The sequence below is a fragment of the Novipirellula herctigrandis genome, assembly GCA_007859835.1.
Classification (GTDB): Bacteria; Planctomycetota; Planctomycetia; order Pirellulales; family Pirellulaceae; genus Novipirellula_A; species Novipirellula_A herctigrandis.
Genome location: SJPJ01000001.1, coordinates 2,772,647 through 2,785,687, shown reverse-complemented (window position 1 = coordinate 2,785,687; position 13,041 = coordinate 2,772,647). Strand labels below are relative to the sequence as shown.

Annotated in this window: 10 protein-coding genes; 6 read left to right on the top strand and 4 right to left on the bottom strand. The window is 53.7% G+C overall.

All coding sequences use genetic code 11. From position 1 onward, the window contains the following. Nucleotides 1-119: 119 nt before the first annotated feature. From infB to CA13_RS10260, 3 genes are all read right to left on the bottom strand, one after another. Nucleotides 120-3,230 (bottom strand): translation initiation factor IF-2, encoded by a 3,111-nt coding sequence (gene infB, locus CA13_RS10270; protein ID WP_146396065.1) that lies wholly within the window; start codon nucleotides 3,228-3,230, stop codon nucleotides 120-122. Between the two features lie 576 nt (nucleotides 3,231-3,806). Then, nucleotides 3,807-5,267, bottom strand: a complete 1,461-nt coding sequence (gene nusA, locus CA13_RS10265; protein WP_146396063.1) for a transcription termination factor NusA — start codon at nucleotides 5,265-5,267, stop codon at nucleotides 3,807-3,809. 105 nt (nucleotides 5,268-5,372) lie between these two features. Next, a complete protein-coding gene (locus CA13_RS10260) occupies nucleotides 5,373-6,164 on the bottom strand; it encodes a hypothetical protein (protein ID WP_146396060.1) in 792 nt (263 codons plus the stop codon). A 426-nt stretch (nucleotides 6,165-6,590) separates the two neighbouring features. On the opposite strand from CA13_RS10260, the gene CA13_RS10255 reads away from it, so the two are divergent. From CA13_RS10255 to CA13_RS10245, 3 genes are all read left to right on the top strand, one after another. Then, nucleotides 6,591-7,019, top strand: a complete 429-nt coding sequence (locus tag CA13_RS10255; protein ID WP_146396059.1) for a type II secretion system protein — start codon at nucleotides 6,591-6,593, stop codon at nucleotides 7,017-7,019. After that, nucleotides 7,013-7,399 (top strand): response regulator, encoded by a 387-nt coding sequence (locus tag CA13_RS10250; RefSeq protein WP_146396057.1) that lies wholly within the window; start codon nucleotides 7,013-7,015, stop codon nucleotides 7,397-7,399. The genes CA13_RS10255 and CA13_RS10250 overlap by 7 nt, the downstream gene beginning before the upstream one ends. A gap of 301 nt (nucleotides 7,400-7,700) precedes the next feature. After that, the gene (locus CA13_RS10245; protein ID WP_419194153.1) at nucleotides 7,701-9,473 is read left to right on the top strand and encodes a redoxin domain-containing protein; all 1,773 of its coding nucleotides are present in this window, start codon (nucleotides 7,701-7,703) and stop codon (nucleotides 9,471-9,473) included. A 163-nt stretch (nucleotides 9,474-9,636) separates the two neighbouring features. On the opposite strand, the gene CA13_RS10240 is transcribed toward CA13_RS10245, so the two are convergent. After that, nucleotides 9,637-9,831, bottom strand: a complete 195-nt coding sequence (locus tag CA13_RS10240) for a hypothetical protein (RefSeq protein ID WP_146396056.1) — start codon at nucleotides 9,829-9,831, stop codon at nucleotides 9,637-9,639. 267 nt (nucleotides 9,832-10,098) lie between these two features. On the opposite strand from CA13_RS10240, the gene CA13_RS10235 reads away from it, so the two are divergent. The 3 genes from CA13_RS10235 to CA13_RS10225 all read left to right on the top strand — a co-directional run bounded on the left by CA13_RS10235 (nucleotide 10,099) and on the right by CA13_RS10225 (nucleotide 13,038). Beyond that, nucleotides 10,099-11,130 (top strand): serine/threonine-protein kinase, encoded by a 1,032-nt coding sequence (locus CA13_RS10235; protein WP_146396054.1) that lies wholly within the window; start codon nucleotides 10,099-10,101, stop codon nucleotides 11,128-11,130. A 150-nt stretch (nucleotides 11,131-11,280) separates the two neighbouring features. After that, nucleotides 11,281-11,883 carry a GntR family transcriptional regulator gene (locus tag CA13_RS10230; RefSeq protein WP_146396052.1) on the top strand — a complete coding sequence of 201 codons (603 nt, stop codon included), beginning with the start codon at nucleotides 11,281-11,283 and terminating at the stop codon, nucleotides 11,881-11,883. A 39-nt stretch (nucleotides 11,884-11,922) separates the two neighbouring features. Then, nucleotides 11,923-13,038 (top strand): L-rhamnose/proton symporter RhaT, encoded by a 1,116-nt coding sequence (locus CA13_RS10225; RefSeq protein WP_146396051.1) that lies wholly within the window; start codon nucleotides 11,923-11,925, stop codon nucleotides 13,036-13,038. Nucleotides 13,039-13,041 lie beyond the last annotated feature (3 nt).

Sequence of the window (13,041 nt, the reverse complement as noted above, 5' to 3'; positions counted from 1 at the left end):
GAAGTGTGAAGGGTGAAGTTGGAAGTACGTAAGTCGCAAGCGGTCAAACTCGAGGAAGCGGACTTTCGCATTCATCGAGTCTTCGAATTAATCCAAGGTTAGGTTAATCCAAGGTTTAATTAATCCAATGTTCGGGCGACTTCTTCGATGCGATATGCCTCGAGGACATCGTCTTGTTTGATGTCATTGAATCCATGCAATCGGATACCACATTCCATTCCTCGCGGTACTTCCTTGACATCTTCCTTCACCCGCTTGAGAGAATCGAGCGGATAATCGCCGATGGTTCGGCCATCGCGATTGACGCGAACGCGACACCCACGCTGGAACATTCCTTGAGCGACATAGCAACCTGCGATCGTTCCGACGCGGCTGATGGAGAAAACTTGTTTGACGAGTGCTCGGCCGAGTTCGACGACCCGCTCTTCGGGTTTGAGGCGTCCTTCGATCATCGCTTTGATGTCGTCTGTTAATTTGTAGATGACTTCGTAGCGGCGAATTTGGACACCCCGCTCATCCGCCAGCGAACGTGCTTGTTCGTCGGGGATGACGTTGAATGCCAAAACCACTGCGTCTGACGCTGAGGCTAACGTTACGTCGGCAAGGGACACCCCACCAACGCTTCTCTGCAGGACTCGGATTTCCACTTCGGGATGCTCGAACTTGGTCAATTCCTTGTCGATGGCTTCGAGTGATCCCTTCACGTCGGCTCGGACGATCACGTTCAACTTCACTTTGTCTTCGGGGCGGCCTAAATTGCCCCCGAGCAGCATCTCTTGGAAATTTTCGAACGAAACCTTCGTTGTGCTGCCCGACAAATTTTCGCGATTGCTAGATGCTTCGCGGCTCTCGGCGATCTCGCGTGCTTTCGAAATGTCATCGAGCACATGGAACCGGTCACCTGCATCGGGAACTTGGTCCAAGCCGATCACGTTCACAGGAGTACTTGGGCCCGCTTCCTTGAGTTCTTTGCCTGTCAGAGTGTCGGTCATTGCGCGAACACGTCCGTGGGATGGACCGCAGACCACGATATCGCCGACTCGCAGTGTTCCGTTTCGAACGATCAACTTCGTGACCACACCTCGGTCACCCTGTTGCTCGGCTTCCAAACAAACACCAAGTGCTTGGCGTTCGGGGTTCGCCGCGTACTCGTTCATTTCCGAAATCGTGAGCAGTGTTTCCAAAAGGTCATCCATCCCGGTGCCCTTAATCGCACTGGTTTGGATCACTTCGACATCACCACCCCATTCACTCGGGGTCAATTGATGTTCGGTCAGCTGAGTTAAGATGCGGTTCGGATCGACCCCTTCGAGGTCACATTTATTGAGGGCTACCACGATCGGCACGCCAGCAGCTTTGGCGTGACTAATCGCTTCTTCGGTTTGCGGCATGATTCCGTCATCCGCAGCGATAACCAAAACGGCGATGTCGGTGACGTTCGCACCGCGAGCCCGCATTTCGGTAAACGCTTCGTGACCAGGGGTGTCGACAAACGTGACACTTCGGCCATCTTTGTCGATTTCGTATGCACGGATGTGTTGGGTAATCCCACCAGCTTCGCCACTGACGACATCGATCCCGATCAAATAATCGAGCAAACTGGTTTTGCCGTGATCGACGTGGCCAAGGAAAGTGACGATTGGCGGACGTGCAACCAGTTTGTCCGGATCGTCTTCAATTTCTTCGATGCCGGAGATCACTTCCTCCTCAAGCGTCTCGGACGCTTTGAGTTCGATATCCAGTTCCATTTCCGTCGCGATCAATTCGGCTGTATCGAGATCGAGTTCCGAATTGATATTGATCATCATCTGCATGCCCATCAGCACTCGCAGCACTTGCGCGACCGGTACACCGGCGGCCTCCGAAAAACTACGAACGGTACAAGGCAATTCCAGTTGGATCTTTTCCTTACGCGGGGCCGCTGTATTGGTCCCTTTGCGTTTCAGTGTTCGACGCTGGTAACGAGATTCACGTCCGGTCGAAGCCCCCATGCGATCAAAAGAATCGTTCTGTTTTCGGCGTCCACCGCCACCACCGCCACGCGACCGTTCCGCGCGGGCGCTGGCCATTCCAGCGATCCCTTTCTTTCTAGGTTTTTCCTCTTCGATTTCGGCCGGCCCGCGTCCACCTTTGCGAGATTTCTCGCCTGTGAATCCACTTAACCCGCCGCTGCCGACTTTGCGTGCTCCGCCACGTTTGCTCTCGGTATCCTCGGCGGCTAATTGTTCTAGCGGAGCCTTCATCCCTTGTTTGTGACCGGCGATCACATCTTTGCTAAGTTTGATGTCGGGTTTTTGTGCCTTCGGTTCCCCAGGAGCCGACTTCGGAGTCGCCGCTTCGGGGGCATCAGGCAAGGAGGCCATTTTAACGTTGATGCGAGGTTCGCGTCGCTTTGGCTTCGCTCCTTGTCCCAACTTCTTTTCACCACCACCGGCACCACCTGCCGGACGATCAAGCGAACGGATGGTTCCGCCAGTCGCCGCGGCCGCATCGGGGCGAATCGGAGCAACTGGTGTGCTAGGTCGCTTTGGCAATGCTTTGGAACCGAATCCAATCTTGCTGGCCACCCGAGCGGCCAAGCCGCTGGCGCCAGCTTTGGCTGCGGCATCGCTTGGCTTTTCGCTGCCAACAGCTTTCCGCGCCGGAGAGCTGGGGTCGGCTTTTCTCGTCTCAGCCTTTTTCGTCTCGGCTTTTCCTGGGTCTGGTTTTTTCGCCGCCGATTTTCCTGCGTCGGCTTTTCCGCCATCGACTTTTCCAGCGAGCGGGCCTGACTTCGCTGCGGTTGGCTTCATTGCGGCCGGTTTCTGTGGCTGGTCGCCGACCGGTTTGGCTTTACTTTCCTTTGAGGAATCCAAATCGGTTTTCTCGGATCCGCCGGTTCCGAACAACGGAGACCGAATCGGCGCCGGTGGAGCCGGTTTCGATCCGCCTGCGGTCGGCTTGGCCGTTTTGGTAGAGGGCCGACCGATCTTGATCGCGATAGGCTTTCGTTCGACCGGGGAGACAGCATCACGGACAGCAGCCATGGGTGCGGCGGCCGAAGGCTTGGCTTTCGGTGGGGCAGCTTTTGAAGCTCCAGCGACATGCTCGCGGACCTTGTCCGCCTCTTCATCGGTAAGGCTGGCCAGCGCCGATCCCTTGCCGGTGATGCCGACTTTCTTCACGAGATCAACGAGATCTTTGCTGTCTAAATTCAGTTCTTTTGCGAGCGCGTAAATGCGTGCGGGCACGGGGTAGAAGTCCTGTCAGTTTCGATTATTTGAACCGGTATCGCCACTCTACATCCCAATTACGTTATGGGAGAAAGCATAGGCACAGTAGAAGGGTGCACGAATGTGTGTCTGTTTGGCGAATCACACCTGATTGGATGGCAAACCGGCTCGCTTTTTAAATTGGGGTTACATAAATGACTTCCTCCATCGCCGCAGCCCTATCGTATTATTGGCTTTGGTGAGGACCGCGTCGGGGAATGTTTCAGTAATAAAAGGCCTACCCGAAGAGGTGCAACCCCTCTCCGGTACGTCTTAATTTGGATCCGTCTTCAAGCAACAGGCTCGGCCCGTTGAATGTACCGACCCACCTGGCTCGATGGCAGCCGTTCGGCTCCATGGACCTTTAGGATTCCATGGACCTTTAGGATAACGAATAAACGTCTCGACGCAGAGGTCTTCGATCGAGAATCCTGGGCAATGGGGGGTCTTTCCCCTGAATTCCAATTCTAAAGTGCAAATGGTAGGCAGCGATAGCCATCACTGGCAACGTATGAAACGTCGGAAATGGCTGTTTTCGCCGATTTTTCTTGGGGACTAACTTGTTTTAGGCGTCGATGAGTCGGATTCCGGCGCTTCTGCATCCGGTGTTTCTTCCTCAATCGGCTCTGGGTGGGGCAATTCCGAGCTGGCTTCGGAGGCGTTTGTCGCGTCCATTTCCGTCGGTGTTTCTGGTTCGGCTGCTGTCTCTGGTTCGGCTGCTGTCTCAGGTTCGGCTGCTGTCTCAGGTTCGGCTGCTGTTTCAGGTTCGGCTGCTGTTTCTGACGCAGGTTCTGCAATCCCCGCTTCTTCGGCTTCACGCATCAGCCGTTCTTTTTCTTTGCGATTCCGACGTTCTTCGGCAGCAGCCACCTCGGCTTCTTCGGCCTTCGTCTCCGCCGTATCGACGATTCGATCGACCGCCTCTTCGCTCAATCCGCTCATTTCCATGAACAAATCGGGCTCGATCACTGACAAGTCGTCATACGACAAATAGCCTTGCTCGACCAACGATTGAGCAATCTCGTCGGTAATTCCTTCGATTTGGCTAAATCCTGTAACCGCTCGCTCGATCTGTTCCTCAAGCTCGCCACCCGTCATGATTTCGATGTCCCATCCGCACAGCTTACTTGCCAAGCGTACATTTTGGCCGCGACGTCCGATGGCAAGGGACAATTGATCTTCTTGGACCAGCACGATGGCACGGCCAATCATGTCACATAGCAAAACCTGCTCGACCGCCGCTGGTTGTAGTGCGTTGGGGATCATTACTTCGGGGTCGTCGCTCCAACGAACCACGTCGATATGCTCGCCCGCCAATTCTTCGCGAACGGCCTTGATGCGGCTGCCGCGATAGCCGACGCAAACGGCAATCGGGTCGATTTGAGTGTCGACGCTGCTAACGGCCACCTTGCTCCGGTAACCCGGTTCGCGGCTGATTGATTTGATTGAAATGACCTCTTCGGCAATTTCAGGAATCTCTTGCTCAAACAGGGCTTGGACTAATTGGGGACGTGTCCGGCTGAGCACGACGCGGACACGGTTGCCAGCCGCTTTGACTTCAAACACGACCGCGCGAACTCGCTCGCCCGCATGAAGAGATTCGCCTGGAATCTGCTCGCTGCGAGGTAAGATCGCTTCCACATTCCCTAAGTTCACCGTCGCCACGCCACCATCGGCTCGCCCGATAATTCCAGCGACGATTTGGCCTACCTGTTCGCGATACTCGTTCATTAACGTATCGCGTTCGGCTTCTTTGACTTTCTGAATAATGACCTGCTTCGCCGTTTGGGCACCGATTCGGCCGATCTGGTCATCGCCAAGCTCTTCGCCATTATGAATCGCCGAAATGCGGCCGTTCTCGCGATTCAACTGGACGGTGATGTTTGCCTCTTCTCCGTATTGACGTTTTGCTGCTGTCTGTAGAGCCGCCTCGATCGCTGAAAAGACAATCTCCGTGTCAATGTTCTTCTCACGGTGAAGCGAATCGACGTACCGAAGGATATCTTGCGGATTCATAATGTCTTGATTTGGAAGATGATGATATAAAAAACGCCCGCACCTTTGAAGGTTTTTGGCCTTCACAGGATCGGGCACGTCGAATGCTCGCTGTTTGCCTTTACCTTATCGATCGGGTCTCCAGGTGTCAACTAAGACCGGTGCCCTAATTTGGACAACTGCCGAAGAGTGAAGGGTTTCTCCGCCGCGGATCGACACGCGAACAGTCAAAAGACCGGTGTCCGGATATGAAAACCGTTTGTCCCAGTCAACCTCAATCGATCGGCGTAGTGGAAGCTTGACTCGTGCGACGCCATCTTCATCAAAGTAAAGTGGCATGTTCCATGATATCGGCTTGACCCAGTTCAGGTTGCTTGGCCGCTGCGGCAGATAAATGTCGAAAGGATTCCAGTGCTTGGGCGTCAACTCAAAGTAGGCGTATGCTGGCACGGTAACCGGATAATCGTCCGCGCTAAGAACGACCAATTCTGCCCTCCATCCGTCGGCATCCGCATCGGAATCAAAATTCGCTAACGCTGCAACGAGTTGAACGGATTGACCGTAGCTTGCACTGCGTAGGAAACCCACATTGCCAAAGTCGAAGACCGTTGTGATCCCATCGTAAGAAATCGGGCGCGAGCATTGCCAAGTATTGTCCACACGCGACCCACCATCGATGAGGACGCTATTCAGGAGGTTCATGCCACTTGCATCCCCATCCATGATGATCGCATCAAGGCCAATGCCTTGTCCGGAGGGTCCAATGCCTTGTCCGGAAGCAGGTGTACGTGAAGCGATTGTGCTGACAATGAGGACCATGATCGCAAGCAGGATGATCCAAACTGGCCGAGGCAAGTCGGGGATAGAAGCAGATTGGCGATCCGTCAATTCGGATTTGTCCGGATGGGATTCAATCATCGAAGTGTGTTCCAAGAAGAGTGCCTCAGGTTGCGGGTCGCTCTAAAGAAGCAAACGCTGAGCCAAGTAGTTGTCTTCGGGTCGAGACGAATCGCGATAATCTCGGGATAACGCCGTCCGGGGGTCTTGGTTGCTATGCGAAAGCCGAATGACTTTGTGGTTGGGCGAAGCCCGTGTTGCCCGTTAGCAACATCCGATGATCCGAATTCTCAACACACGCTGCCGCCGTGCATCGCGGCCATAGCCACCCCTTTCGAGTTTGTAACCTCAGTGTCCGTTCCGGTTCTGATGATTATAACCCCGCGTTGTCGTCGGCCAGCATTAATCGTAGTGCTTTTACGAATCCGCGCGCTCGTCTTGTCAGGCACTGTCCTATATTTTTGTAGCGTGAAAAAGTAAACAATGTGATTCATCGGGGGGGCATCCATGAAGCACAGAACCATCCGTTCCGGTATTACGTTAATTGAGGTGACGATCGTTATCTTGATTTCCGGGATCGCTGCAACCATTGTCGCGCCGATAGTACTGGACCGCAGCAACGTCAGCAGCAATATGGCTGCGCGGCAACAGCTTGCGGCCTTGCGTAATGCGATCGGGCTATACCGAGTCAATGCAGGTTCGTACCCCAAAGAAAACGAACTGCCCGAAGCGATGGAATCAATGCTTTGCGGTCGCTTTCCCGCAGCCGCAATCGGCGCAGCTACGGACCGGTCACGAGTCTTTTACGATCTGAGTAGCGATATGTCGGAACCGCCGGTGCGAAAGCCAAGTGAAAACTATGGTTGGGCCTACAAACCAGCCAACGGTATGTTGGCACTCAATGTCGGCGATAATGAGGAGAGCGTAAATTGGTAAAGCCCAGCATCGTTATCGCTGAAGATGATCCTGCCTTTCGAAATGTTTTGCACTTTCTGATGACGCGGATGGGGTTTGCCGTCGAGAGTTTCTCCGATGGCCAACTTGCTTATGAGCGACTCAAAAGTTATGCGGCGGATTTGCTCATCACCGATCAGCAAATGCCTCACTGTAGTGGCATCGACTTGCTGCAAAAAATCGCCAACGATGAAGCGATTGCAGACATCCCGGCGGTTCTCTGTACCGCTAAAGGGCTCGAGCTCGACACTCAAAGTCTTGTCGAACGGTTCAGCATTGTCGCGATCATGCACAAACCATTCAGTCCGCGAAAGCTTGGCCAATTCGTTCGTGAATTCCTTGTCGCTCGTCAAGCTGCGTAGGCGCCGCTGCTTAGACACAGCTGCTTAGACACAGCTGCTTAGACACCGCTGCTTAGGCACAGCTGCTTGGGCACCGCTGCTTGGGCACAGCTGCTTGGGCACCGCTGCTTGGGCACCGCTGCTTGGGCACCGCTGCTTGGGCACCGCTGCTTAGACACAGCTGCTTGGGCACAGCCGTAAGCCAGGGCAATCGCTTAGTAGTGATCAAATGAGCGGCTAACGCTTTTGTTCTCACTCCTCTTTCCGCACTGTGCTATAGTGCCTCGGGAACAGCTACTCGATTCTTAGGGGGAGAAATCCGATGCGTGGACTTTACTATTGCTTTTTGGTCGGAATGCTTTGTTTGGACGCTGTCCACCTTTCTCGTTGTGATTCTGCGCAGCCGACCGCCCCTGTGTCTCAGGAAGATATGTCTCAGCAAAATTCACCCCTTGGGCAAACGGTCACTGACTTCACATTGACCAATGCCTATGGCAAATCGGTTTCGCTTAGCGACTTTGAAAATCACGCGATGGTCGCGGTCGTGTTCTTGGGGACCGAGTGCCCGCTTGCGAAATTGTACGGGCCGCGACTCAATGAGTTGCAGGCAACATTCGCGGGGCAAGGATTGATGATTCTTGGGATCAATTCCAACAAGCAGGACAGCCTCACCGAATTGGCTGCTTATGGACATCGCCATCAAATCAGCTTTCCGTTATTGAAAGACAAAGGGAACCGTATCGCAGATGTGATGAAGGCAGAGCGTACGCCCGAGGTGTTCCTGCTCGACCGAAATCGTGTGGTGAGGTATCACGGACGGATCGACGACCAGTATGGCGTGGGCTATTCGCGAGACAAAAAAATCAACTCCGATTTGGAGATCGCGATCGAAGAGTTGGCTTCGGGGAAACCGATTTCCAATCCTTCGACCGAAGCAGTGGGGTGTCACATTGGACGCGTCAAGCAAGTTGAAACGACAGGCCAAGTTACCTTCAATAAAGATATTGCGCCGATCTTTAATGCGCGTTGTGTAACATGCCATCGCGAAGGCGAAATCGCCCCGTTTACTTTGACCTGCTACGACGACGTCCTTGGGTGGGAAGATACGATTCTTGAGGTGATCGATAACAACCGCATGCCACCTTGGTCGGCTGATCCCGCTCACGGTGAATTTGCGAACGACGCGAGGCTTGGCGAAACTGAAAAGCAACAAATTGCTGATTGGGTCGATGGCGGAATGCCCGAGGGTGAACCGGGTGACTTGCCCGATCCGCCGGTGTTCACCGCAGGATGGAGGATCACGCCGCCTGATCAAGTGATCGCGATGCGCGAGATGCCGTTCGAGGTGCCCGCTGAAGGGATCGTCGATTACCAGCGTTTCGTTGTTGATCCTCAGTGGGATGAAGACAAGTATATCGTTGCGGCCGAAGCGAGGCCGGAAAACCGAAGCGTAGTGCATCACATCTTGGTCTACGTTATTCCCCCGGGTGGCCGGAGGCCCGATCTGAGGCAGGTTTTGGTCGGATACGCTCCCGGTTCGCTACCTGTTGAGCTACACGATGGCGTTGCCATCCACGTTCAAGCGGGTAGCAAGTTGCTCTTTGAGATGCACTACACGCCCAATGGCACGGCGCAATCGGACCTCAGCTACGCTGGCTTTTGCTTTACCGAAAAAGGAAACGTTCGCAAACATCTTCAAGGCCGCATTGCGATCAATCCAAAATTCGAAATTCCTGCTGGTGCCTCCAACCACGAAGTGTTTGCACATTACAGGGCGAAACAAGACGAGTTGCTCATTAGTATGACGCCGCATATGCACTTGCGAGGAAAGGCGTTTCAGTACGAAGCTCGTTTCCCCAGCGGTGCAACCGAGGTGTTGTTGAATGTGCCTGCTTACGATTTCAATTGGCAACTCAAATACATTCTTAGGGAGCCACGGAAGTTGCCGCGAGGCACGCTGATTGAATGCCGAGCGATTTTTGACAATTCGAAATACAATCTGCACAACCCTGATCCCACCCGATCCGTCCGTTGGGGCGACCAGAGCTGGGACGAAATGATGATCGGGTTTATGGACACGATTCCCACCGAATGACCAATGTCCCCGGTTTCGCAATGCGTTGGTGTCCAGGCTTTCGCTGCCCAAGAGAAATCAGAAGCCCAGTTGCTGAGACGCATCGGCGACGGCGACTTGATTCCTCGGTGTCCAACTCATGCGGTTTGCGTGTCGATTGCAACGAGGGCCTTGCCTCACAGCCTTACCAAATCGGGTTTTGGTGGAAGCTGCGGATGAGCTTGGCGAGCGGAATGAATGAGGCGGAAACGAAGAGGGTGAAGAACAGGCCATCGAAACCTGCGGCTCGAAGGATGGCGAAGACCATCGCTGAAACGGTGATATAGAGGAACAGCTTGCCAATGGTGATGCGGAGCCTCGGGCTCGGTTTTGCAGGCACAATCGGTTCTGGGGCGTCGCGAGGTTGATTCGGGTAGCCACAATCGGCGCAGTCCGCGTTTGCTCTTGCAAGCTCGTGACCGCAATTGGGGCAGGGGAATTTAGCTGGCATGTTGATAGGGAGGTATGACGACCGAAATGGTATCGGTCCGAAAAACCGATGTTGAAAAATATACAGGCTAAGTTCAAATGGAGCGAACATTGCCTAAGCCATAACCGCCTGGATCTTGCAAATGCCAGGCAAATCATCTTCGGATGGGACGTTCCAATGATGCTTTCTCTTTCCTGCACCGATACCGATCTTCCTTCGCCGCTGCCGGTGGGTTTGGAGCGTTTTTCGAATCGACGTGAAATGGCTCGTGGTGGAAACGGAGTTTTGTACTCAGGGTTCGACCAGGTGATCGGACGTACCGTCGCCATCAAAATGCTGTTGCCGCAGTTTAAAAGCGATTACTCGTTTCGTCGGCGATTGCTGCGAGAAGCTCGCGTAACAGCTCAATTGGAACACCCGGGGACCGTGCCTGTCTATGAAATTGGCGAGGACCCAGAGCACGGAATCTACTATGTGATGAAACGGATCTCGGGTGAGTGCTTCTTCAGTGTCTTGCGCCAAATCGCGAAGGGAGACGCGGAGGTTGTCGACGTGTTTCCGTTGCGCCGCCGAATCGAGATCCTTATTGCGGTTTGCCAAACTCTCGCATTCGCACACGTTCGTGGCGTGATCCATCGTGATCTGAAGCCATCGAACATTTGGATTGGGAATTTTGGCGAAGTGACACTGTTGGATTGGGGGGCAGCCAAAGTTTGGGGCGAATCGAGGCTGGATGATGCAAATTATTTGTCATCACCCGTTCGCGGATTGGGGAAAGCCCAATCAGGATCGGTTGCGGCAGGACCGGTTGCGGCAGGACCGGTTGCGGATAGCCGGGCGGCTTTTGAGCTTTCCCCGTTAACGCCAGCGGCACAGCTACTTGGCACTCCGACCTACATGTCTCCGGAGCAAATTGGCAATCGCGATTTGGATGAGCGAAGCGACATCTTTTCGGCGGGCGTCTGTTTGTACGAAGCGATGGCGATTGCCGAGCCGTTTCGTGGTCGCGATCAGGAGGATACGTTCGACAATATCTGTTCTCGGCAACCGGCTCCGCCTAGCAAACGATCACCTCATCGCGGTATTCCCGATTTTGCCGATGAAATTGTCGACAAGGCGTTGTCAAAACAAGCATCATGCCGACACCAATCGATGCGGGAATTTATCGCGGATCTGGATCTGCTTCTGCAGATGGTCGGCGGGGCTTAGGGGGCCGCTTGCAGGGGCTTGTTCCGTTCCGATTGTCAGTCGTCGTTCCCTTAGGCTATTGCGTCTAAGCCTGTGCTTGGTAAGATAGTTAACAATCTACACTTCGGTTTTGGCCGTTGCCGATCGGAACTCCAGAGCGAGGGACTACCTATGAACTTACGCCCCATCACGGTTCGTGAACAGGTCACGAATCGAATTCGTGATGAATTAGTTTCCGGTCGATTTCCGGCCGGCACAATGCTTCGAGAAACGGAACTGGCGAGTCGTCTTGGCGTGAGTCGTGGTCCGGTTCGTGATGCGTTTATCCAGCTTTCCAACGAAGGCTACTTGGCCTACCAAGCAAACCGAGGGGTTACTGTTCGTCATCCGCCTCAACCGGAAGATCGCGCATTTGTGACTTCGATCCGTGTTCAAATTGAATCACACATCATCGAAGAAGGGATCGAGGATTTAACGGACGAGGGAATCGCAACCGTCGAATCAGCGCTGGCGAGGATGGAAGCTGCTTGTGAGACAGGGGTCTCGACCACGATCGCGCTACATGACATTGCGTTTCATGAAGCGATCTTGGTTGCTTGTGGAGGAGGGGACTTTGTTCCCGCTTGGCGTCAATTGGTTGCTCGAATGATGTTAACCTACACGCGGCTTGGCGATTACGACCAAATGTATGAGGAGCACGCCAGGATTTTTGCTGATCTGCGTGAAAAGAACAAAGAGGCAACGATTGCGTCAATCAAAGCCAATATCAAATAGATTTGTCAGGCTACGTTTCTCCCTTTAGGATTCTCGAAAATGTTTATCGGCATCGCGGCGGCATTGCTCGCCGGGACTATGCTCGGGCTCTACGCGCTTCCAGGAAAATACACTAGCGACTTTGAGGAGGAAAACAAATGGAGTTTGTTTTTCATTCTCACCATGTTCGTCGTTCCTCTCATTTCCACCTTTGCATTAATGAAAGGGGTGGGGTCGATCTATTCTGGGATCGACAGTGGGATTTTGATCACGATGATTGTCTCAAGCTTTTTATGGGGCGTCGGAGTGATGATGTGGGGCAAAGCGATTGACCACATTGGGTTGTCGCTCGGCTTCTCGCTCTTTATTGGAACCGTGATTTTGGTCGGCAGTATTCTGCCACTGGGGATTGCAATTTCCAAAGGCCAGTCGCTTCCGTCGACCCCTGCGATGATCGCGATCCTAAGCGGAATTGCGATCGTGCTTTTCGGAGTTCTTTCGAACGGTCGAGCCGGCTTGGCTCGCGAAGCGGACGAGGTGGCGTTGAAGGCGGCGGAAGGTTCGGATGCGGATGATGAATCTTCCAAACCGAAGTCGTATGCCTTGGGCATTTTGATCGCTGTGTTCGGTGGATTGTTGGCGACGGGTTTCAATGTCGCATACACCTACGGTGCGGGGCCGCTCGGAGATGCCGTCGAGGCGAACGGTAACCCCGGATGGATGACGGCGATGGCCGTGATGTTGCCGGTCTTCTTGAGTGGTGGCGTGGTGATGACATTTTACTTTTTGTTTCAATTGTCAAAGAGGCAGGTTTGGGGCAATTTCAAGACGCCTTCGTTCGGCAAAAACTTTGTTTTGATTTTCATCATGGCGTTCTTTCACTACGCGGCGTCCGCAATGTATGCGTTTGCAGCGGATAGTCTTGGGGCGAATGGACCGGTTGTGGTTTACGCTATCTTCAACACGACTTGTTTGGTCGTTGCGGTTGTAAGCGGCATCTTGACCGGCGAGTGGGCCAAGGCATCGCCGGCGGCGCGACGGTGGCTCTATACCGGGTTGGCGTGCATGGTGGTGGGCGTGCTTGTGCTTGCTTTTGGGCAAACTCTCGATCAAAAACCTGTCGAGACTGCTGCCAATGTGTCTATCCAATCTGACTTAATCAATTCGGGGATTTGATTT